We start from the raw sequence: 25103 nt of genomic DNA, 5'->3' as shown, positions 1-25103 counted from the left end.
GGCTTAAACCTTGAACGGATGACGAAGCAGAATGGTTTCGTCGCGATCCGGACCGGTCGACACCATGTCGATCGGAATGCCCGCGACCTCCTGCACACGCGACAGATAAGCGCGCGCGTTCGCGGGCAGCTTGTCCCATTCCTTGATGCCGACGGTGCTTTCCTTCCAGCCCGCGAAGGTTTCATACACCGGCTCGCAACGCGCGACTTCCGACGAACCACGCGGCAGCAGGTCGAGATGCTTGCCGTCGACCGTGTAGCCGACGCACAGCTTCACTTCGTCGAGACCGTCGAGCACGTCGAGCTTGGTCATGCACAGACCCGATACACCGTTGATCTGGATCGAGCGGCGCAGCGCGGCGACGTCGAGCCAGCCGGTGCGGCGCGGACGGCCGGTGACCGAGCCGAATTCCTTGCCGACGGTAGCCAGTTCCAGACCAATCGCTTCCTGACGGGCGGCGTTATCCGCGTCGTACAGTTCGCTCGGGAACGGGCCCGAACCGACGCGCGTGCAATATGCCTTGGTGATGCCGAGAATGTAGTTCAGCTTTTGCGGACCGACGCCCGCGCCCGCCGTGGCCGCACCCGCCACGCAATTGCTCGACGTGACGTACGGATACGTGCCGTGGTCGATGTCGAGCAGCGTGCCTTGCGCGCCTTCGAACAGCAGGTTGCTGCCGGCCGCGTTCGCGTCGTAGAGACGACGCGACACGTCGGTGACCATGGGCTTCAGACGATCGGCATAGCTGAGCATCGTGTCGAGCGTTTGCTGGAAGTCGACAGCGTCAACGCCCAGGTATTGCGTCAACACGAAGTTGTGGTAATCGAGATTTTCACGCAGACGTTCGGCGAAGGTTTCCGGCTCGAACAGGTCCTGCACGCGCAAGCCGCGGCGCGCCACCTTGTCTTCGTAAGCCGGGCCGATGCCGCGGCCGGTGGTGCCGATCTTGGCCGCGCCACGGCGCTTTTCGCGGCCCTGGTCGATAGCGATGTGATACGGCAGGATCAGGGTGGTGGCTTCGGAAATGAAGAGGCGATTCTGAACGTCGACCCCGGCGGCTTCGAGCTCGCCGATTTCCTTGAACAGCGCTTCCGGCGACAACACGACGCCATTGCCGATGTAGCACGCGACGCCGGGATGCATGATGCCCGACGGAATCAGACGCAAGATGGTTTTCTTGCCGCCGATGATAAGCGTGTGACCGGCATTGTGACCGCCCTGGAAGCGAACGACGCCTTGAGCGTGGTCCGTCAGCCAGTCGACGATCTTGCCCTTGCCTTCATCACCCCACTGGGTTCCCACGACGACGACGTTACGTCCGGGGTTCACATTCACTGCGCTGGCAGACATGTTGTTTCGTAAGCTGGTTAAAAACGTATTCTACCTATGTTCGCGGAACCTTCCGAATTTTTCCGTTTCCGCTCAACGGTATGCACGTTATGTTGGGTATTGCGAAAGTAGCGCGGCCGATGGCCGCGCCGCGTTTTAACGGCACGTTCGAAGCCGTCTGAGATGCCCTGAGGATCACCCTCGGGCGGGTCTGCCGGAACGCTCAGGCGCGCGCTTCGACGACCCAGTTGCCGTTGCGCTCGACCAACACGCGGTCGAAAGCGAATTCGTCCAGATCGTGTTCATGGCCGGGCAGCGCCTGAATAACGACCTCGCCGGCATCGCGCAACGCGGCGACGCTCACGCGCAGTGCTTCGTCGTGCTGCCACGGCGCGAGAATTGCGCTGCTGCGCGCTTCGACCGGCGAAATCCGCGCCACTTCGCGCAGGTCGAGCGAAAAGCCGGTGGCCGCCCGCGCGCGGCCATACGCCTGGCCCACGTGGTCGTAACGGCCGCCGCGCGCTACCGCATTCGGCACGCCGTCCACATACGCCGAGAACATCACGCCGCTGTGGTAAGCATAGCCGCGCAGATCGGCGAGATCGATCATCACTTCGGCGCCGTCCACCTGGCTTGCGAGGAACGCCAGGTCGTCGAGCGCGCGGGCGATGGCCGGCGCATTCGGCAAGCGCGCGCGGGCTTCGTCGAGCACCGAGGCGTCGCCGTAGAGCGTGGGCAGCGCGCGCAAGGCGTCGCGGATCACCGGCGTGAGGCTGGCTGTCAGTTCGACGAGGCGCGGCACGTCCTTGCCCGCCAAGGCGTCGTAAAGCGACTGCCCGAGTTCGGCCGCGGCCGGCTCGGCTTCGATCAGCGCCGCGAGCACGCCCGCGTGGCACAAATCGAGGCGCACTTTCGCGAGACCGGCCAGACGCAGCGCGTCGAGCATCAGTTGCTGGATTTCCAGATCCGCTTCGAGGCCCGCGTGACCGTAGATTTCCGCGCCGATCTGGATCTGCTCACGCGTGGCATGCAGGCCGCGCGGACGCGTGTGCGCGACATTGCCCGCATAACAAAGACGCGTCACGCCCTGGCGATTTAGCAGATGCGCGTCGATGCGCGCGACTTGCGGCGTGATGTCCGCGCGCAGACCGAGCGTGCGCCCGGACAGCTGATCGACCAGTTTGAAGGTCCGCAGATTCAGATCGTGGCCGCCGCCGGTCAGCAGCGACTCGATGTATTCGAGCAACGGCGGCATGACCATCTCGTAGCCGTACGAACGGAAACGGTCCAGCAAATGGCGCCGCAATTCTTCGATCTTGCGGGCTTCCGACGGCAGCACGTCGGCAATGTTTTCGGGAAGTAACCAGGTCGACATCGATACAGTCCTACGACGTTGAACACGGCGGCTGGGTGCGCCGGTAAGTGAGAGTGAATGGCGGGCGGCGGCTCGATTTTGGCGGCCATCGCAGGCGTCTGGATTGGCTGCAGCGACCCCATCCGGCTTTTGGCCGCGGGGCGTTGCACGATGCGGCGTTCAGAGCACCGCGGGCAATGGCGGCCGGTCGCACCTGGCCGCGGGTAATTACGGTGATCGCGGATGATCGCACGCACCGTCGGGCCGCGAGGCCACCGGCAAAACAAGCGCCTTCAGGTCACGACAAACAGCAGGATCAGTCCGAGCACCATCACGATCAGGCCACCCACCCGGATCTGATGCGGCGGCCGTTCCGCTATTTTACGGAACGTGTCGCGCCAGGCGCTCGGAAAAACGAAGGGAAACATTCCCTCGATAATCAGCATCAACGCGATCGCGAGCAGTAACGAGCCGGCTATATCCATGCGAGTTAAAGCGCCGCGATGCGGGTGCCGCGGCGTTCCGGTTATCAGGGTTTGCGCGGGACCGCGGGAGCGTCCGGGGCGGCGCCACCGGTCGGGCTACGCATGAAGCGGAAGAACTCGTTGCTCGGATCGACCACGATCACGTCGCCCGGCTTGAAGGTGTTCTTGTACGCCTGCATGCTTTGATAGAACTGGTAGAACTGCGGGTCACTGCCGTAAGCGTCGGCGGCGATCTGCGCTGCCTTGGCATCGCCTTCGCCCTTGATGGTCTGCGCCTGACGATAACCGTCCGCGAGAATCGCCTGTTGCTGGCCGATCGCGTCCTGCCTGATCTTGTCGGCTTCGGCCGTGCCCTTCGCGCGTTCGTCGGCCGCGACCTGCTGGCGCGCGGCGATCATGCGCTTGTAGACCGAGTCCGCCATCGACGCGGGAAAATCGACGCGCGTCAATTGCACGTCGACCACCGACACGCCGAGCGATGCCGCCGCCTTGTCCATCGCAGCGCGCGCCTCGTCGGCGACGGCCTGTTGCCGCGCGAGCGCGTCGGACAGCGTGACCTTCGCGAACGCATCGCCGAGCGCGCCGCGCGACAGCAACGCGAGCCGGTCCGGCAGGCTCTGCGCATCGCCGCGGGTTTCGGCGAACAGCTTGAGCGGATCGGTCACGCGATATTTGAGAACCGGGTTCGCCAGCAGATCGATTTTGTCGGACGTCACGTAACGGTCTTCGTCCGGCGCGTCGAGCGACTGGATGCGGTTATCGACCAGCGTGACCACTTGCAACGGCGGCGGCAATTTCACATGCAGACCGGGGCCGAGCAGGCTCGGCGCTTCGTCGCCGTGCGAGGACAGCACGGCCATATGGCGCTGATCGACGACGAACACCATCGACGAAGCGGCGAACAGCACGATGACGACAGCCACGACGAGCGCAATGATCTTGTTCATGATGTGCGCTCCTTATTGAACGTCGTCTTCGCGCATACGGCTGCGGAAGGAGTCGCGTGAACGCAGCGGGTCGCTGCCGGATGCGGCCTGGCTGGCCGGTGCGGCGGAGGCGGCAGGCGCCGAGGCCGCGGAGCCGGTTGCGGAGGCGGACGGTGTAGCCAAAGGCGACGCGGCATTGCTCGCCGCTTGCGGCGCGGCAGCGGCGCTGGCGCCTGCTGCAGCACCTGAAGCGGCGGCAGCGTCGGCGACCCGCTGGCGAGTCTGCTCGACCAGCTTGTCGAGCGGCAGATACAGCACGTTGTTGCCGCTCTTGCTGTCGACGTACACCTTGGTCGTATTCGAATAGATCTGCTGCATGGTGTCCAGGTACATGCGCTCGCGAATCACCGCGGGCGCTTTCGAGTACTGCGCGTAGACCTGCTTGAAGCGCTCGGCGTCGCCTTGTGCCTCGGCCACGGTCTTCTCGCTATAGGTTTTCGCTGCGTCGATCTGGCGCGCCACGTCGGCTTGCGCGCGCGGCAGAAGATCCGCGGCGTAGGCCTCGGCATCGCGTTTCGCGCGGTCGTTTTCCTGACGGACTTTCGCGGCGTCGTCGAATGCGGCCTGCACGCGGTCGGGCACCTGCACGCCCTGGATCGTCACGCCGGTCACGGCGAGGCCGGACTGATATTCATCCAGGGATTGCTGGATCGCCGCCATGAGTTGCTGGCGAATTGTTTCGCGATCCTGATAGAGAATGTCATTGGTGCTGCGCGCGCCGACGATGTTGCGCACCGCCGCCTGGGCAGCCTGCATCACGCCCTGATCGGGATCGACGCTGCGAAACAGATAATCGGTCGGCTTCTTCACCTGGTATTGCACGGCGAAGCGCACGTCGACAATATCCGCGTCGTGCGTAAGCATCGACGCGTCTTTCACATTCGCGAGACGCACTACGTTGTTGCGGCCCACTTCCACCTGGCGGATCTGGCCGATATTGACGAGCTCATGTGCTTCGAACGGATACGGCAGACGCCAGTGCACGCCCTGTCCCGCCGTGTAGCGATACTTGCCGAACTGCATCACCACACCGGCCTGGCCGTCCTGCACGACGAACACGCCGCTGCCGAGATAAATGGCCAGCAGCACGCCGATCACGATGCCCACGCCGATCCGCGCGCTACGACCGTTGTCGGGACGCCCGCCACCCGCACCGCCGCCCTTGCGGCCGAACACCCGGCTCAAACGACGGTTGAAATCGCGCCACATCTCGTCGAGATCGGGCGGTCCCTCGCCGTCTTTGTTCGGCGGACGCTTCGGCTCGTTGGGACGTTGCCGGTCGCCATTGGCGTCTCCCCGGCCCCAGCGCGGATCGTTCAGTGACAGCATGGCGCGCATGCGCACCCAGATACTCCGCTCGTTGTAATCGTTCACCTGTGTTCGTTCACCAGAGTAGACAGCGGGTCAGTGCAATTGGAACGGGTCAGTGCCCGAGTTCTGGGACCTTGCGGTCGTCGCGTGGTGCTGCCGACCGGTCCTCTTCCGAGAGATCGACCAGCGTTTCGGGAAGAGGTTCGGCAGTTGCGATTTCAGCGATGGCTGCGCGCAATGTGTCCAACCCTTGCCCCGTGCGCGCGCTCAAAAAGACGCGCGAAATATTACCATACTCGTCCCTTTCAACCGCTTCCCCACGGGCCGCCAACTCCGGCACCGCGTCGATCTTGTTGAAGACCAGCACCTGCCGGATCGTGTCTGCACCGATTGCGTGCAATACCTCGTTCACCTGATCGATCTGGTCGAGCCGCACCGCGCTCGACGCATCGACCACGTGCAGCAGCAGGTCGGCGTGAATGGTCTCCTCGAGCGTGGCGCGAAACGCGGCCACCAGCTGGTGAGGCAGTTCGCGGATGAAACCGACCGTATCCGACACCACCACCTGCCCCGCTTCGTCGCCGAGATAGACGCGCCGCGAGGTGGTATCCAGGGTCGCGAACAACTGGTCGGCGGCGTACGCCTGAGCCTTGGTGAGCGCGTTGAAGAGCGTGGACTTGCCCGCGTTCGTGTAGCCGACCAGCGACACCGACATGGTCTGATTGCGGCTGCGCGCGCGGCGCTGCGTGCCGTGCTGACGACGCAGCTTTTCGAGTCGCGTCTTGAGCGCCTTGATGCGCTCGCCGATCAAACGACGGTCGGTTTCGAGCTGCGTTTCGCCAGGGCCGCGCAAACCGATACCGCCTTTTTGCCGCTCCAGGTGAGTCCATGCGCGGATTAGCCGCGTCGACAGATACTGCAGTTGCGCGAGCTCCACCTGCAGCTTGCCTTCATGGCTGCGGGCGCGTTGCGCAAAAATGTCGAGGATCAGACTGGTGCGATCGATCACGCGCCGATTAAGCGCCTGCTCCAGATTGCGTTGCTGCGCAGGCGCCAGAGCGTGATTGAAAATGACGAGTTCAATGTCGTTCGCCTCACACGCAAGACGCAGTTCTTCGGCCTTGCCGCTGCCGACAAACATCTTGGCATCGGGACTGGACCGGCGGCCGGTGAGGGTGACTAAGGGATTCGCGCCCGCGCTTTGCGCGAGCAAGCTGAGTTCTTCCAGACTGGCTTCGAAATCGATCTTACCGAAGTCGATGCCGACAAGCGCTGCATTGATCAAATTGGAGGGTATCAAAGTGAGGCGGCCGGAAGTAATCGCCAACGGGCGACGCTACGCCGGCCGCGACGGGGGTTAGGACTGTTCAGAATCCGGGTGGAAATTCACCGGACGGGCTGGCACGACTGTCGAGATTGCGTGCTTGTAGACCATCTGGGTGACCGTATTCCGGAGCAACACGACGTACTGGTCGAACGATTCGATGTTCCCTTGAAGCTTGATGCCGTTGACCAGATAGATCGACACCGGCACATGCTCTTTACGCAGTGCGTTCAAAAACGGGTCTTGTAACAATTGCCCTTTGTTGCTCATAGCAAACTCCGTATTTTTTTGCAGGTTGACTGAATTGACGCGGAAGAAAAAGAGATCCAGCGTCAACCGCTACACTATAGCCGATTTTCATTTTTGCGCGGGAGGCCTGGCCAGGCGGCCAAAGCCAGCACACACGCGGGTTTCAGCCTAGGTCTAGCCTTTATCCGCGTAAGGGTTCGTCGACGATCTGAACTCTATGCGCAATGGAGTCCCAGTCAGCTTGAAAGTTTCCCTGAAGCGGTTTTCCAGATAGCGTTTGTACGTTTCGGTGATCGCGTCGAGCGCATTACCGTGAATCACGATGATCGGCGGATTCTGTCCGCCCTGGTGCGCGTAACGCAGTTTCGGGCGCACCGGACCGCGTCGGCGCGGCTGCTGGAATTCGACGGCATCGATCAACGCGCGCGTGAGCTTCGGCGTCGGCAGCTTGGCCATGGCGGCTGCGTAGGCGTCGTCGACCGAGCGCATCAACGGGCCGATCCCGGTTTTTTCCGCGGCGGAAATGAAATGGAATTTGGCGAAGTCGAGAAATTTTAGTTTGCGCTCGAGGTCCGCTTTGGTGCGGTCGCGCACATGCGGATCGAGACCGTCCCACTTGTTCACGCCCACCACCAGCGCACGGCCCTGCTCCACCACGAAGCCGGCAATGTGCGCGTCCTGCTCCGAAATGTCCTGGCGCGCGTCGAGCAGCAGGATCACGACGTTGGCGTCGGAGATCGACTGCAGCGTCTTTACCACCGAGAATTTCTCGATCGCTTCGAACACTTTGCCGCGGCGGCGCAAACCGGCGGTGTCGATCAGCGTGTACGGCTTGCCGCCGCGTTCAAAATCGACATAGATCGAATCACGCGTGGTGCCCGGCATGTCGAACGCGATCACGCGCTCTTCGCCCACCAGTGCATTGATCAACGTCGACTTGCCGACATTCGGACGGCCGACGATCGCGATCTTCACGCCGCGCGTCTGCTTCTCTTCGTCGCTTTCTTCCGGCTGGCCGGCGTAGGCGACTTCGAGCGCCTCGTTGATCATTTCGGTGACGCCGTCGCCATGCGCCGCGGAAATCGCGCGCGGGTCGCCGAGGCCGAGTTCGTAGAAGTCTGCGGCGACGTTGCTGTACTTCATGCCCTCCGCCTTGTTGACGACCAGGAAAATCGGCCGGCCGACCTTGCGCAGATAGTCTGCGATCGACTTGTCCTGCGGCGCGAGGCCATTGCGACCGTCGACGATGAACACGACGATGTCCGATTCCTCGACCGCCTGGCGGGTTTGACGCGCCATTTCATGCAGGATGCCTTCTTTCGCGACCGGCTCGAAGCCGCCGGTGTCGACGACCAGATACGGCCGGTCGCCGGCGCGCCCCTCGCCGTAATGGCGATCGCGGGTGAGACCGGGCAGGTCGGCAACCAGCGCGTCACGCGTGCGCGTGAGCCGGTTGAACAGCGTGGATTTCCCCACATTGGGGCGCCCGACGAGGGCAATAACGGGTTTCATCAGATGTTGTTCACGGTGAAACGCGGGATCGAAATCGACCGGCCGCGTAGCGACGCCATGCGGCCGCTACACGGCAGCGTTTGACGAAAATTATCACGAATTCGGCCAGCCCCGGATGTGCTGTCAATATGCACGTCCGGGCGGACGGGGGTTTGGCTGTATGGGCGACGCCAGCGGGCCGCCAGATTCAGTCTTGATTGCTCGACGGCTCGCACGCCGGTTCGAAACCGATTCTGTGCGGTATTGGCGAACCTGCCGTCGAAGGTGATGCCGCAAGCACTCACCGATGGCCACGTGGGCCCGTGCGCCATATCTGATCCGACTTGCCGGACCAGCCAGTCCGGCGGAATTCTTTTACTTACTCTGCCCTGCCACTACAACTCGAACTGCACCTCGGTAAAAACGCGCGCGGCCGGCGAAGCCGGCCTGCGCGCCAGACAGCGATTGCTGCGCGCGATCAGCGCGGGCGGTAGCCGTACAAATCGCCGTCGTGCGTCAGCACCACCAGCGTTTCGCCGGCGAGCACCGGCGCTGCGGTGATCGGGCTGCCGTCGGTCTTCACGCGCGCGACCAGCGTGCCGTCGTCGCGGGACAGGAAATGCACGTAGCCCTGATAGTCGCCGAGCACCGCGGCGTGACCCAGAATGAACGGCACGCTCAAGTCGCGGTTCTTCAGCTTGTCGTTCTTCCACAGCGGCGCGCCGCTGTTGGTATCGAACGCCGACACCACCGACCAGTCATCCGCCGCGACCACGGCGCGCTCATCCTGCGCCAGCCCGCTCGTGCTCGAAAACGCCTTTTCCCACACGGCGCGGCCCGAGTTCGCGTCGAAGCAGCCAATCTGGCCCTGGAACGTCACGGCGCAGGTTTCCGAACCGACCAGCGTGGGCGGACCGGTCACGTCGTTGATGCGCTCCACTTCCGTCACGCCCTTCGGATAGGACACCGGCGTTTGCCAGTAGTTGTCGCCCGTTTGCAGGTTGATCGCCGCGAACGCGCCGCCGGGGAAACCGGCCAGCACGGCCGCGTCGCCCGCGAATGTCATGCCCGACGATACGCGCAGATTGAGCGGCACCGCGCGATTGCGGTAGTTCCACTTCTGCTCGCCGGTTTGCGCGTTGAACGCGGTGATCTGACCGTCGACCGTACGCACCACCACGAGGCCGTTGCCGACGAGCGGCGGCGAGATGATTTCGCCCGGCGCCTTGGCGGTCCAGAGTTGCTTGCCGTCCGCGCCGAGCACGTAGACGTCGCCCTTCAGGCCGCCGACCGCGGTGAGTGTGCCGTCGCTGCCAACACCTGCCGACAGGTCGTCGTGCAGTTTGACGCGCCAGACGTCCTGACCGGTCTGCGCGTCGATCTTCGCCACCGAACCGTTCGCGCCGGCCGCGTACACCGCGTTGCCCACCGCAACTGGCGAGAACAGGTAACGGCCTGCCTTACCGACGCTCGCCTTCCATGCCTGCTGCACGTCGAGCACGGGTTTGAACTCGGTGAGCGGCGTGGGCACGCGGCGCTCGTCTTTCGTGGATGAGCAAGCCGCCATGGTGAGCACGGTCATCGCACAGGCAACGGGCACAGCGTAACGTTTCAGCAGATTCATCGGTGGACGAAGCATTCAGGAAATTAGTTAAAAGAGACCGGTTGGTCGTTGCACGCGGCGCTGATTGGCGCGCTCATCTGCGGCGATCAGCCGCCCAGCGCGTCCAGCTTGAACTGAATCAACTGGCGTGCCGAGCTATCGTTTTTCGACAGCGAGTCGAGCGCGAGCTTATAGGCCGCGCGTGCATCGTCACGCTTGCCTTGGGCGGCGAGCAGATCGCCGCGGCCGTTCGCCACGATGCCTTTGAACGCGTCGGACTGCGGTTCGGCGAGCAAGGCGAGGCCCTGATCGTAAGCCTTGTCGTCGAGCAGCAATGAAGCGAGACGCAACTTGGCGATCTGCTTGAACTCGTCATCTTTCGCGTGATCGATGGTCCATTGCAGTTGCGCCTTCGCGGCGGATTCGTCGCCCGCGGCGTACAGCGCCTTGGCGGCGCCCAGCGCGGTCATTTGCGCATACGCGGTGCGGCTGAACTTGTCTTCCATGTCGGTGGCGACGCGCGTGATCTTCGCCTTGTCGCCCGATACCACGGCTTGCTGCACCTGGTCATACAGCACGGCGGCTTCAGCCGCCTGGCGCCGTTGCCAGAAATTCCAGCCGTTCCAGCCGGCGGCGGCCACCAGTGCCACCAGTACAATCCATGTGGTTGCATTGCCCCACTGCGTCCACCATGCCTTCAGACTTTCAATCGATTCTTGTTCGTCGTGGTAACTCATTGCCCGGCGATTTCCTCTTTCTTGCTACGTGTGCGTGTCGAATCCGATTGAAAAACCAACCGGCTCGACGACATCGCGATCAGTCGTCGCCGTCTTCGGCGGTTGCAACCATCGCATTGATTAGAAATTCGGTCAAGTCTTCGGCCGGCACGTTTTGTTGCTCGTTTTTACCGCCGTTAGCATTTGTATCGCGCAGCGGTTTGACACCGACCGTGCCGTTGGTGATCTCGTCTTCGCCGAGCACCACGGCGAAGGCCGCGCCGCTTGCGTCGGCACGCTTCATCTGCGATTTGAAGCTGGCCGGTTGACCGTCGGCGCTGCAATGCAGGATCACGTCGAGACCGGTGTCGCGCAAACGCTCGGCGATGATAAAGGCTTGCTCGCGTGCCGCGTCGCCCTGATGGACCACGTACACGTCGCAACCTTCGTCTTCCGGCACGAGTTGCTCTTCCTTCAGCAGTTCGAGGATGCGCTCAATGCCCATTGCCCAACCGCATGCCGCCGTCGGCTTGCCGCCAAGCTGCTCGATCAGCGGATCGTAACGGCCGCCCGCCGCGACGGTACCTTGCGCGCCGAGCTTGTCGGTCACCCATTCGAACACGGTCAGATTGTAGTAATCGAGACCGCGCACGAGACGCGGATTGATCTTGAACGGGATATTGTTCGCCTTCAGAATGCGCTGCAAACCTTCGAAGTGCGCGCGCGATTCTTCGCCGAGAAAATCGATCAGCTTGGGCGCGTTCTGCGCAACGTCCTGCATGGCCGGATTCTTCGTGTCCAGCACGCGCAGCGGGTTCGTGTAGAGACGGCGCTTCGCTTCTTCGTCGAGCACGTCCATGTGCTTTTCGAGGTACGCGATCAATTCCACACGATGCGCCGCGCGTTCATCCGCGAGGCCCAGCGAGTTGATTTCGAGCTTGATGCCCATTAGCCCGAGGTCGTCCCACAAACGCTGGCACATCATGATGATTTCAGCGTCGGCATCCGGACCGGCAAAGCCGAGCGCTTCCACGCCGACCTGATGGAACTGGCGATAACGGCCGCGCTGCGGACGCTCGTGACGGAACATCGGACCGATGTACCACAGACGCTTCGGGCCGTCGTACAGCAAGTTGTGTTCGATCGCCGCGCGCACCACCGCTGCCGTGTTTTCCGGGCGCATGGTCAGATTTTCACCGTTCAGTGCGTCGGTAAAGCTGTACATCTCTTTCTCGACGATGTCGGTCACTTCACCGATACCGCGCTTGAACAGTTGCGTATGCTCGATGATCGGCGTACGAATATTCTGGTATCCGTACGAACGCAGCATGGACTTGACGGTCGTTTCGAAAAATTCCCACAGCCCGGCTTCCTGCGGAAGGATGTCGTTCATGCCCTTCACGCCGGAGAGCTTTTCGAGCTTTTTCTTCTGTTCAGTCATCTGTATTCGAGAGCCGATATTTTAGTTGGCTACCGTGGCGCGGCCATAGCTGCGCTCGACGTAGTCACTCACGATTTGCTGGAATTCTTGCGCAATGTTATCCCCGCGCAGCGTCTTCACCTTTTCGCCGTCGATGAACACCGGCGCGGCCGGGTTCTCGCCCGAGCCCGGCAGGCTGATGCCGATATTCGCCTGCTTCGACTCGCCGGGACCGTTGACGATGCAGCCCATCACCGCGACGTGCATCTTTTCGACGCCAGGATACTGATCGCGCCAAACCGGCATCTGCGTACGCAAATAGGTCTGGATTTGCGACGCCAGTTCCTGGAACAGCGTGCTGGTGGTACGGCCGCAACCCGGACACGCGATCACCATCGGCGTGAACGAGCGCAGACCCATGGTCTGCAAAATTTCCTGGCCGACGATCACTTCGCCGGTGCGCGAGGCGCCCGGTTCCGGCGTGAGCGAGATGCGGATCGTGTCGCCGATACCTTGCTGCAGCAACACGGACAACGCCGCGGTCGAGGCAACGATGCCCTTCGAACCCATGCCCGCCTCGGTCAAGCCGAGATGCAGCGCGAAGTCGCAACGGCGCGCGAGTTCGCGGTACACGGCGATCAGATCCTGCACGCCGCTGACCTTGCACGACAGAATGATCTGGTTGCGCGACAGACCGAGTTCGACCGCCCGCTCCGCCGAGCCGATCGCCGACTGGATGAGCGCTTCGTACATCACGCTTTGCGCTTCCCACGGCGTGGAACGCGCGGCGTTCTCGTCCATCATCTTCGCGAGCAGATCCTGATCGAGGCTGCCCCAGTTGACGCCGATACGCACCGGCTTATCGTACCTGGCCGCGGCTTCGATCATCTGCGCGAACTGCGTGTCGCGTTTCGCGCCGTGACCCACGTTGCCCGGATTGATCCGGTACTTGGACAACGACTCCGCGCACGCGGGGTAATCGCGCAACAGCAAATGGCCGTTGTAATGGAAGTCGCCCACCAGCGGCACCGACACGCCCATGCGGTCGAGCTGCTCGCGCACGGCTGGCACGGCCGCGGCCGCTTCCGGCGTGTTCACCGTGATACGCACCAGTTCCGAGCCGGCTTGCGCCAGTTCCTTGATCTGGATGGCGGTGCCGATCGCGTCCGCGGTGTCCGTATTGGTCATCGACTGGATGCGCACTGGCGCGTCGCCGCCGATGGTAACGAGCTGGCCGCCCCAACGGACGTCCACCGCGTGCGACTTGCGCCGCGGTGCCTGGCCGCCGAACACCGGCTCGTTGGAAACGATCTTGCTACTGGATTGGGATTGAGCTTCGGATTGCATCGAAAAACCCATTTACGCCGCATGCGCCACACAAAAGACGTCGCGCCTGAATTGAAAAAGCGCCGCGGACCGGTTGGCCGCGGCGCATACCGTATCTGTCAAGGCAGCGCGAAACGCGCCACGTTGCCCTTGGCCGCCGCATATTTCGCGGGATCGACCGGCTGGCCGTCGAGCGTCAGCGAGTCGAGGCCGGCCCTGTTGCCGAGCGTGACCTTGAAAGGCGCTTCGCCCGTTACTGCCTTGGTATCGCCTGCGTGCACGAGGCCGGAGAACACTTCCTTGCCATCTTTGCCACGCACGCTGAACCAGCTATCCTGCTTCACGCTCAACGCGACGGTCGACTGACCCGCAGCCGGCGTCACCGTAGCCGCCGGTGCGCTCGCGCCCGGCGCCGTTGTTACAACCGGCGCTTGCGAGCCCGTCTTGGGCGCAGCCGTCATCGCGGTTACTGCTGGCGCCGACGACGGTGCCGCACCCGTGGCGAGCGGCGCGGGCATCGGCGTAGCCGACGCTGCATTCTCCGCTGCCGCCTGCGTATCCGGCGCTGAAGCAGCCTCTTCCGCAGCCGCTTCCGAACCTGCCGATTGGCCCTGCGCCACCGCGCCCGATGCGCCGGTTGCGCCGCCAGCGGCACCGTTCGCGCTCGCTTTCAAGCGCGCCAGCCAGGCCGACGAATCGCCGCCATTGGTGTGCCACATGCCGAGCGCGATCACCGCGACGATCACCGCCGCCACGCCCCACAGCCACGAGCGGCTCTTTTGCCCACTGCCGCCCAGCGACAGCGACACCTTGCCCCGCGGCAAATCCCGACCCGACGACGCCGGCATCGACAGATCCGGCGCGGGCACTCCCTTTTCGCGGCGCAGTGCCGCCGTGAACGGCGTGGGATCCGCACCGAGCATTTTCGCGTAGCTGCGCACCACGCCCAGCGCGAAGGTCGTATCCGGCAAGTGGCTGATGTCGCCCGATTCGAGCGCGCGCAACTTGGTGACGGACACTTTCAACCGCGCCGACACGTCGTCGATCGTCCAGCCTTTCGATTCACGCAATTGGGTCAAGCGCGCGCCAACCGCCGCCAACGAATCCATGCCCGGCTGCACAACAGGCTGCACCGCCGCCCGTGCGATCGCCGCCGGATGGCTTTCGTTCGTGTCTGTGTCCTGCGGCTGCGGGTGCTGCGGCTCACTCATCCCAAATCCTTTCGCGTCGATTCTTTTTCAGACCGTTTATAACAAAATGTGCGGCCTTGTGCGCCGCTTCCGATCGCTTCTGCAAACTTTCTTTTCAATCGACGCCGGCACGGCAGGTTGTCGCGCGTTCGCGGAGCTTCTCCGAACGCGGGCGCCCTGCCTTCTCCGCGCGATTACACGGCGCGAACCTCGATCACCCTGGCTGCCTTCCCGGTGCGCTCAGCGAGGCGGGTGCGGTCTTTCACCGCGCCGGCCAACTGACCGCAGGCAGCATCGATATCATCGCCGCGTGTCTTGCGCACCGTAGTGACGACGCCCGCGTCCATCAATACTTGTGCAAACCGCTTGATCTGTTCCGGTTTCGAGCGGATGAGGCCCGATTCGGGGAACGGATTGAACGGAATCAGGTTGAATTTGCACGGCACGTCGCGCGTGACCGCGAGCAATTCGCGCGCTTGCGCTTCGCTGTCGTTCACGCCGTCGAGCATGCAATATTCAAATGTAATGAAATCGCGCGGCGCGACCTTCAGATAGCGCTGGCAAGCCGCCATCAGTTCGCGCAGCGGGTACTTCTTGTTCAGCGGCACGAGCATGTCGCGCAGCGGATCGCTAGGCGCATGCAAGGAGACCGCGAGCGCGACCGGCAGATCGGCGCCGAGCCGGTCCATCATGGGCACGACGCCCGAGGTGGACAGCGTGACACGGCGGCGCGACAGGCCGTAGGCGTTGTCGTCGAGCATCAGGCGCATGGCCGGCACGACCGCGTCGTAATTGAGCAGCGGCTCGCCCATGCCCATCATCACGACGTTCGTGACGACCCGCTCGCCCTTGCCGTCGCCACCCGTGGCGCGCCCGCCGTCCACGCCGCGCGACGCGCGCAGTGCGAACTCGGCCATGCGCAACTGGCCGATGATTTCAGCGGTGGTGAGATTGCGGGAAAAACCCTGCTTGCCGGTCGAACAGAAACGGCAGTTGACCGCGCACCCGGCCTGCGACGACACACACAGCGTGCCGCGCGTTTCTTCGGGAATGTAGACGGTTTCAACCGCGTTGCTGTTGCCGACGTCGATCAGCCACTTGCGTGTGCCGTCGGTCGAAATATTGTCGCTGACGATGCCCGGCATCGAGATCGTGGCGCGCCCCTTGAGCTTTTCGCGCAAGGACTTCGCGAGATCGGTCATGCCGTCGAAGTCGGCAGCGTTGTACTGGTGAATCCAGCGCTGCAATTGCTTGGCGCGAAACGGCTTCTCGCCCAGGCTGTCGCAATAGGCGACGAGCCCTTGGGCGTCGAGGTCGAGAAGGTTGACGGTGGGACTGCTCGTCATATCGAATCCTGCCATTTCAGTGCGAGACTGCGTTCATGCAACAAGCTGCATGAACGCAATGCCGTTCGCGCCCATTCCTGCTGCTTTTACCTTACTACTTTGCCGGGCGATTCGTGCGATAAATCCGGTCGGCTGCACGAATCGCGCACGGGAGTTCTGCTTAGCGCGAGTACACGTTCACTTGCGGGAAGAAGAACGCGATTTCAACGGCAGCCGTTTCAGCGGCGTCCGAACCGTGCACTGCGTTCGCGTCGATGCTGTCGGCGAAGTCGGCGCGGATCGTGCCCTTTTCCGCCTTCTTCGGGTCCGTTGCACCCATCAGGTCACGGTGCTTCAGGATGGCGTTCTCGCCTTCCAGCGCTTGCACGACGACCGGGCCCGAGATCATGAAATCGACGAGGTCCTTGAAGAACGGACGTGCAGCGTGCACAGCGTAGAACTTCTCCGCGTCGGCGCGCGACAGGTGAACCATGCGCGAAGCCACGATCTTCAGACCAGCGTTTTCGAAACGGCTGTAGATCTGGCCGATCACATTCTTGGCCACTGCGTCCGGCTTGATAATCGACAGGGTGCGTTCGATCGCCATAAAAACTCCAAAAAATTAAGAGGTTACAGATTCAAATGAATCCGCTATTGTAGCATGTTCCCGTGTATGATTGCGATTGAACCCTTACAGCATTGAAAGACTCCAAGCAGGAGTTTCCGAATACTGGTAGCGTAGGCAGTGCGGTATTTTCAGGGTATTGAAACTCCCCGCTCGCGCGCCAATCTTAGGGATGAGAGCGCTGCTGGCGGCGGGGAGTCCTACCGGCGCCGCACCACTTGCTACAACCCGCTTCACAACCATACGCATCACGCTTCTGAGGTAAGGAGAGACCATGAACGAACATCCGTATAGCTTTGGCCGCAATGGCGCGGTCAGCACGGTCGAAACGCGTAACCGCGTGCTACGGAACACCTACTGGCTGCTCGCGCTGTCCATGATTCCGACAGTGCTGGGCGCGTGGGTGGGCCTCACCACCGGTTTCTCGCTGTTCGCCGCCACGAGTCCCGCCATGAGCATGCTGGCGTTCTTCGCGATCGCCTTCGGCTTCATGTTCGCCATTCAGAAGACCAAAGACAGCGCGGCCGGCGTGTTCGTGCTGCTCGGCTTCACGTTCTTCATGGGCCTGATGCTCTCGCGCATCCTGAGCTTCGTGCTCGGTTTTTCGAACGGCCCGTCGCTGATCATGCTCGCCTTCGGTGGCACTGGTGTGATCTTCGCGTCCATGGCGACCATCGCCACGGTCAGCAAGCGCGACTTCTCGGGTCTCGGCAAGTGGCTGTTCATGGGCGTGATCGTGTTGCTACTCGCGTCGGTCGCGAACGTGTTCCTGCATCTGCCGGCGCTGATGCTCACGGTGTCGGTCATGGCCATCGTGATCTTCTCGGCCTACATGCTGTTCGACGTGCAGCGCGTCGTGAATGGCGGTGAAACGAATTACATCACCGCCACGCTCGCGATCTACCTGGATCTGTACAACGTATTCGTCAACCTGTTGGCGCTGCTCGGCATCTTCGGCGGCAATCGCAACTAAGCCTGATTCGGGGCGCGGCGTTCGAAACGCCACCGCCCTGAAAGACAAAAGCCCATAACGAGCAATCGTTATGGGCTTTTTTCATGGCGCCGCGGCGTCTGCCGCGCGCAAATCCAGCGTCAGACGCGCGTCACACGCTCAGCCACGCAAACCCCTCATCTTGGGACGCCACCACCACTTCCGTCGGCGCCGCGCCCAGCACACTGGCCATCGCCGCCTGCGCCAGTTCCGGCAGATTGTTCTGCTGGCTCAAATGCGCGGCAACCAGATGGCGCAATCGGGAACGATCGAGCGAGACGAGAATTTCAGCCGCCGCGTCGTTGTTCAAATGCCCATGATTCCCGCCGATGCGCGCCTTCAGCGACTGCGGATAGCGGCTGCCCGCCAGCATCCTCACGTCGTGATTGCATTCGAGCACCAGCGCGTCGCAGCCACTCAGCACCGAGCTGATATGCGGCGTGGAGGTGCCGACATCCGTTAGCACGCCAAGCCGGCTCGCGCCGTTCGACAGCACGTATTGCAGCGGCTCGCGCGCGTCATGCGGAACGGTGTAGGGAAGAATGCTGAGGTCGCCGATCGCCACCGTTTCGTCGCCCCACAGCACCTGCAGGTCGATATCGGCCTCGTCGGCGCCCACCGCGCGGGCGGTGCCCCAGCTCATGTACAACGGAATCGACCACTTGCGCGCCAGCGTCAGCGCGCTGCCAATGTGGTCGCTATGTTCATGCGTGACCAGTATCGCGTCGAGACCCTCGACGCTCGCGCCGAGCCGCGTTAGACGCCGCTCGACTTCCTTGGCCGAAAACCCGCAGTCGAGCAACACACGGGTGGTGGTCGCCCCGCTTTGCGCTTCCACCAGCAACGCATTGCCTTCACTGCCGCTACCGAGACTCGCGAACCTCACAGTCCGCTTAGTTCAGTTGCGCGTGGAGAAGCGTCACGATGCGCTGCGCGTCGGACGAATTGTCGACCTGCCCGTTCGCCGTCAGCACCGCCACCTGCGTCACCGTGTCGCCCTTCGAACGCACGTTGACGAGGAATTCCTGACTCGGCTTCTTCGACGAATTGCCGCTGTAGAACAGCTTGCCGAGCAGCCCTTCCTTCTTCAGCTCCTGCATCGAGTCCGCATAGCGCACGTAGTAGATGCCCTTCGCGCGATCGCGGTTGTCGACGGTAAAGTTGGTGCGGTCGAGCGCGAGGCCCACGCGCAGCCACGCGCGGTCGAACGACTCCGGCAGGTCGAGCGTGGATGCGCCCGCGCTCTGGTCGATCGTGGCCGGCGCAACCGCTGTGCGCGCGTCGGTCAGTAGTTGTTTCGATTGCGCTTCGGTCAGGCCGAACTTCTGCATCAGCTTGGTGAGGAACAGGGCCTCGAGCGCCGGATCGCGCGGCCGCTCTTCCCAACGCGACGACGTCTTGTCCTGCCCCGTCAACACTTCCTCCATGGCGCTGTGCGTAATGGAGATGTCGGTCGTGTCGCCCGGCGCACGCGACACGAGTGTGCGGAAGCTGTCACGCGTGCCCGACGAATACGCGAAATCGATGACCTTGCCCACCGTGCGGCGGAACCAGTCGTCCGGAATGTTGGCGCGGTTTTCCGCCCAGTCGGTCGTCATGATGCCGGTGGCCGGCGCGTCGGTCTTCAGTGCGAAGCCGTTTTCCTGCCAGAACTCCTGCAACTGCGGCCAGAGCTGATCCGGCGAGCGGCCGTCGACGACCAGCCAGCGGCGATCGCCATCACGTTCGATATGCATGCCGAGCGGATCCTGCGCGTTCGGCTGGCCTTCGGTCGTATTGCCGGCAGCCGTCACCGCGCGCTTCTGCGCGCCGCCCAATGCAAGATTGGCCGGCGGTGCGACATACCGCTCGTCGGTCTTGGTGGTGCTCAAATCGTTTGGAACGGCGAGCGGCGGCGCGCTGCCCGCACCCTTGTAATTGACGCGGTCGGAAGCAAACCAGTCGTTCAGCGTGTCACAGCCGGCGAGCGTCGTGAGGGCAAGCGCCAGCGCCGCCATGCGGGTTGCGTGGAGGGAAAGTGCGGAACGTTTCATGAGGTCCTTCGTGATGCTGGAACGCGGTGCCTTGGTTCTGTGTGCCGGGAACGTGGGCTGGATCGACGTCGGTTAAGGGAGTGCCGGTGGCAGGCTTTCGTTAGCGCTACTGGGTACCGCGGACGCTATCCGCCTAGCCCAGCAGGCCCGCTTCGCGCAGCGCGGCGCGCACCACTTCGTGGTATTGCGCGTCGAGCGGCGTGAGCGGCAGGCGGATTCCGCCCTGCACACGACCCAGTTGCTGCAGTGCCCATTTGGCCGGAATCGGATTCGATTCGATGAACAGGTTCTTATGCAGCGACAGGAGTTTCAGATGAATTTCACGCGCGGTCTTCGCATCCGCAGCCAGGGCGGCCTTGCAGAGCTCGCTCATCGCGCGCGGCGCGACGTTGGCGGTGACCGAAATATTGCCGTGGCCGCCGAGCAGCATCAGCGCGATTGCAGTGGGATCGTCGCCGCTGTAGATGCCGAAGTGCGACGGCGCGGACTTGATCAGATGCGCGGCGCGATCGATATTGCCGGTCGCCTCCTTCACACCGATGATGCCCGGCACCTGCGCGCAACGCAGAATGGTTTCGTTGCTCATGTCCGCAACGGTGCGGCCCGGCACGTTGTACAGAATCACCGGCAGATCGACGGTTTCGGCGATCTTCGCGAAGTGGCGATAGATGCCTTCCTGCGTCGGCTTGTTGTAGTACGGCACGACCTGAAGCGTGGCGTCGGCGCCGACTTCCTTGGCCTGCCGGGTAAGTTCGATGGCTTCCGTCGTGGAGTTGCCGCCCGAGCCCGCGATCACCGGAATCCGGCCCGCTGTATGCTCGACTGCGGTCTTGACCATCAGCACGTGTTCTTCGACCGACAGCGTGGCCGACTCGCCGCTCGTGCCGACCACCACGAGAGCGTTCGTGCCCTCCGCGACGTGCCAGTCGATCAGTTTGCGAAACGCCGGCAGATCGAGGCCGCCGTCTTCGAGCATCGGGGTGATGATGGCAGGAATGCTGCCGCGAATCTGAACGCCGGTGTTACTGCCTTGGTTGCCGCTGTGGTTGCCGTTAGTCATGAAACGCCATGAATTTGATCAGGTAAACCGCGATTGTAGCGGATTAGCCAGCCAACTCGTAACAAGGCGGGGGTGCCGCCTGCGCGGGGTCGACTGAGCGCTCCGCCTCCAGAATTGCGCAGATCCGCTGGACGTAGGCCGGGCGCGGCTGCGCGAGAAAACCGTCCTGAAAAGCGACGACCCGGAGCCGGCCGCGCACGCGGTCGAGGAGCTCGCCCGGCGCCAGCAGAAACGCCGGATTAGAGGGTTTGCCGACGCTTTCGTTTCCTTGCGCGAAGGTCTCGTAAACCAGTACGCCGCCGGGCGCGAGCGCGTCCAGAAGCTGCGGAAAGAGCGGCCGGTGCAGGTAATTCGTCACCACGACGGCGGCGAATTTTGCGCCGGCCGGCAGAGGCCACGCGGCGCCTTCGAGATCGGCCTGGAGCGGAGTGATGAGCGGCTCGTCGCGCAGCGCGTCGAGCGCCGCCGCGTCGCGGTCGATGGCGGTTACCGTATGCCCAAGCGACGCGAAGAAACGCGCATGCCGCCCCGCTCCGGACGCGACGTCGAGCACAGCGCCGCCCTTCGCGACCAGATGCGCCCAATCGCGCACCCACGGCGACGGCTCGCCCAATCCATGCACGGCGGCAGCAGCGGAAATACTCATGAGATCAGCGCCGCTCGTCAGTTGTACGAGAGCCCCATGGCTTCGCGTACGTCGCGCATCGTTTCCGTGGCGAACCGGCGGGCCTTGTCGCAACCGTCGGCAACGATCGCGCGCAACAGCGACGGATCGTCCATGTACTTCTGCGCGCGCTCGAGCATGGGCTGCTGCTCGCGCAGGATGCCTTCGATCACCGGCTGCTTGCACTCGAGGCAACCAATGCCGGCCGTGCGGCAACCCTTCTGCACCCATTCGTGGGTGGCTTCGTCCGTGTAGACCTGGTGAAGCTGCCACACCGGGCATTTGTCGGGGTCGCCCGGATCGGTGCGGCGCACGCGAGCCGGATCGGTCGGCATGGTGCGGACTTTTTTCGTGATGGTCTCCGCATCTTCACGCAGGCCGATCGTATTGCCGTACGACTTCGACATTTTCTGGCCATCGAGACCCGGCATGCGCGACGCTTCCGTCAACATCGCTTGCGGCTCGACCAGAATGATCTTGCGCGAACCTTCGAGGTAGCCGAACAGGCGCTCGCGGTCGTTCATCGACAGGCTCTGCGACTCCTGCAACATGGCGCGCGCCTGTTCGAGCGCTTCGTCGTCGCCTTCCTGCTGGTAAGCGTTGCGCAGCTCGTGGTACAGCTTGGCGCGCTTGCCGCCGAGCTTTTTCGCGGCGTCGTTGGCCTTCTCTTCGAAACCCGGTTCGCGGCCGTACAGATAGTTGAAACGGCGCGCGATTTCGCGCGTCATTTCAACGTGCGGCACCTGGTCTTCGCCAACTGGCACGAGCGAGCCGCGATACAGCAGAATGTCCGCCGCCATCAGCACCGGATAGCCGAGGAAGCCGTAAGTGGACAGATCCTTGTCCTTCAGCTTCTCCTGCTGTTCCTTGTAGGTCGGCACGCGTTCGAGCCAGCCGAGCGGCGTGCTCATGCCGAGCAGCAGCGCCAGTTCGGCATGCTCGGGCACTTTGCTCTGAATGAACAGCGTGGCCTGCGCCGGATCGATGCCGGAGGCCAGCCAGTCGATCAGCACGTCCCAGACATTCTTTTCGATCACTTCGGGCGTTTCGTAGTGCGTGGTCAGCGCATGCCAGTCGACCACACAAAAAAAGCACGGGTACTCGGACTGCAGCCGCACCCAGTTTTTCAGCACGCCGTGATAGTGGCCGAGGTGCAACGACCCGGTGGGCCGCATGCCGGAGAAGATACGGTCTGGGAACATGGTTATCTAGAAAAGCGAAACAAGGGGAGTCAGAATGGCGGTGATCGCGCTATAGCCGATCGTGACCAGCGGGTTCAGCCAGTATCGCGTGAGCGTGCCCGTCATGACCAGCGCCATCACGATGAAAAACCCGTACGGTTCGAGGCGCGACAGCGTGATGGACTGCCGCGGCGGCAACAGCGCCATCAGCACACGGCCGCCGTCGAGCGGCGGCAGCGGAAACAGGTTGAGCACGCCGAGCACGAGGTTCACGCCGACGCCCGCGCCTGCCATGCGCGTGAAGAACGGCTCGTCCACGTTCATGACCGCGAGCGCGACGCCGAACAGCCCCCAGATCACCGCCTGCACGAAGTTGCAGGCCGGGCCCGCGGCTGCGACCCACAGGCTGCCCCAACGCGGATTGCGCAGGTTGCCGAAGGCGACCGGCACCGGTTTGGCGTAGCCGAACATGAACGCGCCGCTCGTGGCGAAGTACAGCAGCAAGGGAATCGCGATCGTGCCGAGCGGATCGATGTGCCGCATCGGATTGACGGAGACGCGGCCGAGCACATACGCGGTATTGTCGCCGAGCCAGCGCGCGACGTAACCATGGGCGGCTTCGTGCAGCGTGATGGCGAAAATCACCGGCAGCGCGTACACCGCAATGGTCTGTATCAGGGAAGAATCCATAACTCGTTATTGTAACAACGCGATTGCGTGCGTCTGTCCGCTTTCACTCATGCCGTTTCTTCGAGGCCGAACGGCGCCAGCGAGCCACGCCCCGGCCGCACCAGCACCGGTTCCGCGCCGGTCAGATCGATCACCGTGGACGGCTCGCACGCGCACGGACCGCCGTCGATCACCAGATCCAGTTGCTTCTCGAGGCGCTCGCGGATTTCTTCGGGGTCATTCAACGGCTGGGTTTCGCCCGGCATGATCAGTGTCGAGCCGAGCAGCGGCTGGCCGAGTTCTTCGAGAATTGCCAGCGTGATCGCGTGATCCGGCACGCGCAGCCCGATGGTCTTGCGCGACGGATGCGACAGGCGCCGCGGCACTTCCTTGGTGGCTTGCAGGACGAACACGTACGGACCCGGCGTCACCGATTTGATCAGCCGGTATTGGCGGTTGTCCACCATCGCGAAATTGGCGAGTTCCGACAGGTCGCGCACCAGCAGCGACAGCAACTGCTTCTCGTCGAGTCCGCGAATGCGCCGCAGACGCTCGACCGCGTCCTTGTCGTCCAGATGGCAGGCGAGCGCGTAGCTCGAATCCGTCGGCAACGCGACCACGCCGCCATCGTTGATGATCTGCACGGCCTGCTTGACGAGGCGCGGCTGCGGGTTATCGGGATGAAGCCGGAAGTATTGGGACATGGCGGCTAACGTTGGCTCACGGATGGAAAGCGGACGGTCGGCAAAGCGGGCTGCCGCTGAGCGTCGGCCGAAAATATGCGCCTTGCCCGGCCGCTTTTCGTCGACGACGTGCCGCGACGGCACGGCGCGCTCACAGCCAGCGTTCCCAGACGGGCTTCAGATCGGCGGGCAGCGGCGGCAGCGTGCCGAGATCGACGCGGCCTTCGCCCGGGGCATGGAAGTCGGACCCGCGCGACGCCTCGAAACCGAAACGGCGCGCGACATCGGCGTATTCACGGTACTGGTCCGGCGTGTGGCTGCCCGTCACCACCTCGATCGCCTTGCCGCCGAGATCGATGAACTCGGCAAAAAATGCGTCGAATTCGACCGGCGAATAAGCGTAGCGACCCGGATGCGCAATGATCGCTTCGCCGCCGGCGGCCTGAATCCAGCCCACCGCGTCGGCCAGCTTGGCCCAGCGGTGCGCCACGTAGCCCGGTTTGCCGTCGCCGAGAAAGCGGCTGAACACGTCCTGCGTGGAACTGGCGTAGCCGCTTTCCACCATGAAACGCGCGAAATGCGTGCGCGAAATCATGTCCGGATTGGACACGTATTTGAGCGCGCCCTGATAGGCGTCCGGAATACCGAGCGTGGCGAGTTGCTCGCCGATCGCCTCCGCCCGCGCGGCGCGGCCGTTGCGCGTACGCGCGAGGCCGTCGATCAGGATCGAACTGGTCGGATCGATCCCCAGCCCGACGATGTGAACCGTGCGCGACGCCCACGTGACCGAAATCTCGACGCCGCTCAGATAGTCCATGCCAAGCGCCTCGGCGGTGCTTCGCGCTTCGTGCTGGCCGCCCAGCTCATCGTGATCGGTCAGCGCCCACAACGTCACGCCGCCCGCATGCGCGCGGCGCGCGACGTCGGCCGGCGCGAACTGGCCGTCGGAAACGGTGGAGTGACAGTGGAGGTCGGCGTTCATCGTCGTCTTGAAAAGGTTCTGCGCTCATTTTACTGCAACGCAGTAAGCGGACGCAGAGCTATCTCACAACGGACGCCCCGAAGCGGCCGCCTCGGAACCCGAGGAC

Annotated in this window: 24 protein-coding genes; 1 reads left to right on the top strand and 23 read right to left on the bottom strand. The window is 63.2% G+C overall.

Annotated features, from left to right (window positions below; all coding sequences use genetic code 11):
* Positions 1-3: 3 nt before the first annotated feature.
* The 15 genes from B0G71_RS05220 to ndk form a co-directional block, all read right to left on the bottom strand.
* Positions 4-1350 (bottom strand): adenylosuccinate synthase, encoded by a 1347-nt coding sequence (locus tag B0G71_RS05220; protein ID WP_116140163.1) that lies wholly within the window; start codon positions 1348-1350, stop codon positions 4-6.
* Between the two features lie 202 nt (positions 1351-1552).
* Positions 1553-2704, bottom strand: coding sequence for an ATP phosphoribosyltransferase regulatory subunit (locus tag B0G71_RS05215; protein ID WP_116140161.1), 1152 nt, complete (start codon positions 2702-2704; stop codon positions 1553-1555).
* Between the two features lie 272 nt (positions 2705-2976).
* Entirely contained in the window at positions 2977-3168 is a 192-nt protein-coding gene (locus B0G71_RS05210; protein WP_106313426.1) for a DUF2065 domain-containing protein, read from the bottom strand.
* Between the two features lie 44 nt (positions 3169-3212).
* Complete coding sequence (gene hflC / locus B0G71_RS05205) at positions 3213-4115, bottom strand: protease modulator HflC (RefSeq protein ID WP_116140159.1); 903 nt, start codon at positions 4113-4115, stop codon at positions 3213-3215.
* A gap of 12 nt (positions 4116-4127) precedes the next feature.
* Positions 4128-5528, bottom strand: a complete 1401-nt coding sequence (hflK, locus tag B0G71_RS05200) for an FtsH protease activity modulator HflK (RefSeq protein ID WP_116140157.1) — start codon at positions 5526-5528, stop codon at positions 4128-4130.
* Positions 5529-5577: 49 nt separating this feature from the next.
* On the bottom strand, positions 5578-6792 hold the full coding sequence (gene hflX / locus B0G71_RS05195) for a GTPase HflX (RefSeq protein ID WP_181916715.1): 1215 nt from the start codon (positions 6790-6792) through the stop codon (positions 5578-5580).
* Between the two features lie 30 nt (positions 6793-6822).
* Positions 6823-7059: an RNA chaperone Hfq gene (gene hfq, locus B0G71_RS05190; RefSeq protein WP_006051315.1), complete on the bottom strand. Its 237-nt coding sequence runs from the start codon at positions 7057-7059 to the stop codon at positions 6823-6825.
* 153 nt (positions 7060-7212) lie between these two features.
* Positions 7213-8550 carry a ribosome biogenesis GTPase Der gene (gene der / locus B0G71_RS05185; protein ID WP_116117689.1) on the bottom strand — a complete coding sequence of 446 codons (1338 nt, stop codon included), beginning with the start codon at positions 8548-8550 and terminating at the stop codon, positions 7213-7215.
* Between the two features lie 457 nt (positions 8551-9007).
* Positions 9008-10153, bottom strand: a complete 1146-nt coding sequence (gene bamB, locus B0G71_RS05180; RefSeq protein ID WP_116117690.1) for an outer membrane protein assembly factor BamB — start codon at positions 10151-10153, stop codon at positions 9008-9010.
* 86 nt (positions 10154-10239) lie between these two features.
* Positions 10240-10869, bottom strand: a complete 630-nt coding sequence (locus B0G71_RS05175; RefSeq protein ID WP_116140153.1) for a tetratricopeptide repeat protein — start codon at positions 10867-10869, stop codon at positions 10240-10242.
* A 79-nt stretch (positions 10870-10948) separates the two neighbouring features.
* Positions 10949-12289, bottom strand: coding sequence for a histidine--tRNA ligase (gene hisS / locus B0G71_RS05170; protein WP_116140151.1), 1341 nt, complete (start codon positions 12287-12289; stop codon positions 10949-10951).
* A gap of 21 nt (positions 12290-12310) precedes the next feature.
* Positions 12311-13627, bottom strand: coding sequence for a flavodoxin-dependent (E)-4-hydroxy-3-methylbut-2-enyl-diphosphate synthase (ispG, locus tag B0G71_RS05165; protein ID WP_116140149.1), 1317 nt, complete (start codon positions 13625-13627; stop codon positions 12311-12313).
* Between the two features lie 86 nt (positions 13628-13713).
* Positions 13714-14805, bottom strand: coding sequence for a helix-turn-helix domain-containing protein (locus tag B0G71_RS05160; RefSeq protein WP_116140147.1), 1092 nt, complete (start codon positions 14803-14805; stop codon positions 13714-13716).
* A 173-nt stretch (positions 14806-14978) separates the two neighbouring features.
* Positions 14979-16130 (bottom strand): 23S rRNA (adenine(2503)-C(2))-methyltransferase RlmN, encoded by a 1152-nt coding sequence (gene rlmN, locus B0G71_RS05155; protein WP_116117694.1) that lies wholly within the window; start codon positions 16128-16130, stop codon positions 14979-14981.
* A gap of 160 nt (positions 16131-16290) precedes the next feature.
* Entirely contained in the window at positions 16291-16716 is a 426-nt protein-coding gene (gene ndk / locus B0G71_RS05150) for a nucleoside-diphosphate kinase (protein ID WP_012433533.1), read from the bottom strand.
* Between the two features lie 292 nt (positions 16717-17008).
* Here ndk and B0G71_RS05145 point away from each other — a divergent pair, with 292 nt between their 5' ends.
* Positions 17009-17707, top strand: coding sequence for a Bax inhibitor-1/YccA family protein (locus B0G71_RS05145; RefSeq protein ID WP_106279488.1), 699 nt, complete (start codon positions 17009-17011; stop codon positions 17705-17707).
* Between the two features lie 130 nt (positions 17708-17837).
* On the opposite strand, the gene B0G71_RS05140 is transcribed toward B0G71_RS05145, so the two are convergent.
* The 8 genes from B0G71_RS05140 to B0G71_RS05105 all read right to left on the bottom strand — a co-directional run bounded on the left by B0G71_RS05140 (position 17838) and on the right by B0G71_RS05105 (position 24997).
* The gene (locus B0G71_RS05140; RefSeq protein WP_116140145.1) at positions 17838-18611 is read right to left on the bottom strand and encodes an MBL fold metallo-hydrolase; all 774 of its coding nucleotides are present in this window, start codon (positions 18609-18611) and stop codon (positions 17838-17840) included.
* Positions 18612-18618: 7 nt separating this feature from the next.
* The gene (bamC, locus tag B0G71_RS05135) at positions 18619-19758 is read right to left on the bottom strand and encodes an outer membrane protein assembly factor BamC (protein ID WP_116117696.1); all 1140 of its coding nucleotides are present in this window, start codon (positions 19756-19758) and stop codon (positions 18619-18621) included.
* 133 nt (positions 19759-19891) lie between these two features.
* A complete protein-coding gene (gene dapA, locus B0G71_RS05130; RefSeq protein ID WP_116117697.1) occupies positions 19892-20818 on the bottom strand; it encodes a 4-hydroxy-tetrahydrodipicolinate synthase in 927 nt (308 codons plus the stop codon).
* 43 nt (positions 20819-20861) lie between these two features.
* A complete protein-coding gene (locus tag B0G71_RS05125) occupies positions 20862-21464 on the bottom strand; it encodes a bifunctional 2-polyprenyl-6-hydroxyphenol methylase/3-demethylubiquinol 3-O-methyltransferase UbiG (RefSeq protein ID WP_116140143.1) in 603 nt (200 codons plus the stop codon).
* A 17-nt stretch (positions 21465-21481) separates the two neighbouring features.
* The gene (locus tag B0G71_RS05120) at positions 21482-22684 is read right to left on the bottom strand and encodes a tryptophan--tRNA ligase (RefSeq protein WP_106279479.1); all 1203 of its coding nucleotides are present in this window, start codon (positions 22682-22684) and stop codon (positions 21482-21484) included.
* A 6-nt stretch (positions 22685-22690) separates the two neighbouring features.
* On the bottom strand, positions 22691-23353 hold the full coding sequence (locus B0G71_RS05115; RefSeq protein ID WP_106279477.1) for a site-2 protease family protein: 663 nt from the start codon (positions 23351-23353) through the stop codon (positions 22691-22693).
* A 47-nt stretch (positions 23354-23400) separates the two neighbouring features.
* Positions 23401-24036, bottom strand: a complete 636-nt coding sequence (locus tag B0G71_RS05110; RefSeq protein WP_106279782.1) for an L-threonylcarbamoyladenylate synthase — start codon at positions 24034-24036, stop codon at positions 23401-23403.
* Between the two features lie 130 nt (positions 24037-24166).
* Positions 24167-24997: a 3',5'-nucleoside bisphosphate phosphatase gene (locus B0G71_RS05105; protein WP_116117699.1), complete on the bottom strand. Its 831-nt coding sequence runs from the start codon at positions 24995-24997 to the stop codon at positions 24167-24169.
* Positions 24998-25103: the final 106 nt, after the last annotated feature.

Source organism: Paraburkholderia sp. BL27I4N3 (assembly GCF_003386115.1).
Classification (GTDB): domain Bacteria; phylum Pseudomonadota; class Gammaproteobacteria; order Burkholderiales; family Burkholderiaceae; genus Paraburkholderia.
Note: the sequence above shows the minus strand (reverse complement) of the source record. Positions and strands in the feature narration are given on the sequence as shown.

Coding starts and splice junctions, on each gene's coding strand:
- B0G71_RS05125 (WP_116140143.1), bottom strand. CDS start 21,464: ATGAGTATTTCCGCTGCTGCCGCCGTGCATGGATTGGGCGAGCCGTCG.
- ndk (WP_012433533.1), bottom strand. CDS start 16,716: ATGGCGATCGAACGCACCCTGTCGATTATCAAGCCGGACGCAGTGGCC.
- hisS (WP_116140151.1), bottom strand. CDS start 12,289: ATGACTGAACAGAAGAAAAAGCTCGAAAAGCTCTCCGGCGTGAAGGGC.
- B0G71_RS05115 (WP_106279477.1), bottom strand. CDS start 23,353: ATGGATTCTTCCCTGATACAGACCATTGCGGTGTACGCGCTGCCGGTG.
- ispG (WP_116140149.1), bottom strand. CDS start 13,627: ATGGGTTTTTCGATGCAATCCGAAGCTCAATCCCAATCCAGTAGCAAG.
- hfq (WP_006051315.1), bottom strand. CDS start 7,059: ATGAGCAACAAAGGGCAATTGTTACAAGACCCGTTTTTGAACGCACTG.
- B0G71_RS05175 (WP_116140153.1), bottom strand. CDS start 10,869: ATGAGTTACCACGACGAACAAGAATCGATTGAAAGTCTGAAGGCATGG.
- der (WP_116117689.1), bottom strand. CDS start 8,550: ATGAAACCCGTTATTGCCCTCGTCGGGCGCCCCAATGTGGGGAAATCC.
- B0G71_RS05160 (WP_116140147.1), bottom strand. CDS start 14,805: ATGAGTGAGCCGCAGCACCCGCAGCCGCAGGACACAGACACGAACGAA.
- B0G71_RS05120 (WP_106279479.1), bottom strand. CDS start 22,684: ATGTTCCCAGACCGTATCTTCTCCGGCATGCGGCCCACCGGGTCGTTG.
- B0G71_RS05215 (WP_116140161.1), bottom strand. CDS start 2,704: ATGTCGACCTGGTTACTTCCCGAAAACATTGCCGACGTGCTGCCGTCG.
- B0G71_RS05105 (WP_116117699.1), bottom strand. CDS start 24,997: ATGAACGCCGACCTCCACTGTCACTCCACCGTTTCCGACGGCCAGTTC.
- B0G71_RS05220 (WP_116140163.1), bottom strand. CDS start 1,350: ATGTCTGCCAGCGCAGTGAATGTGAACCCCGGACGTAACGTCGTCGTC.
- B0G71_RS05210 (WP_106313426.1), bottom strand. CDS start 3,168: ATGGATATAGCCGGCTCGTTACTGCTCGCGATCGCGTTGATGCTGATT.
- rlmN (WP_116117694.1), bottom strand. CDS start 16,130: ATGACGAGCAGTCCCACCGTCAACCTTCTCGACCTCGACGCCCAAGGG.
- bamC (WP_116117696.1), bottom strand. CDS start 19,758: ATGAAACGTTCCGCACTTTCCCTCCACGCAACCCGCATGGCGGCGCTG.
- B0G71_RS05110 (WP_106279782.1), bottom strand. CDS start 24,036: ATGTCCCAATACTTCCGGCTTCATCCCGATAACCCGCAGCCGCGCCTC.
- bamB (WP_116117690.1), bottom strand. CDS start 10,153: ATGAATCTGCTGAAACGTTACGCTGTGCCCGTTGCCTGTGCGATGACC.
- B0G71_RS05145 (WP_106279488.1), top strand. CDS start 17,009: ATGAACGAACATCCGTATAGCTTTGGCCGCAATGGCGCGGTCAGCACG.
- hflC (WP_116140159.1), bottom strand. CDS start 4,115: ATGAACAAGATCATTGCGCTCGTCGTGGCTGTCGTCATCGTGCTGTTC.
- dapA (WP_116117697.1), bottom strand. CDS start 20,818: ATGACTAACGGCAACCACAGCGGCAACCAAGGCAGTAACACCGGCGTT.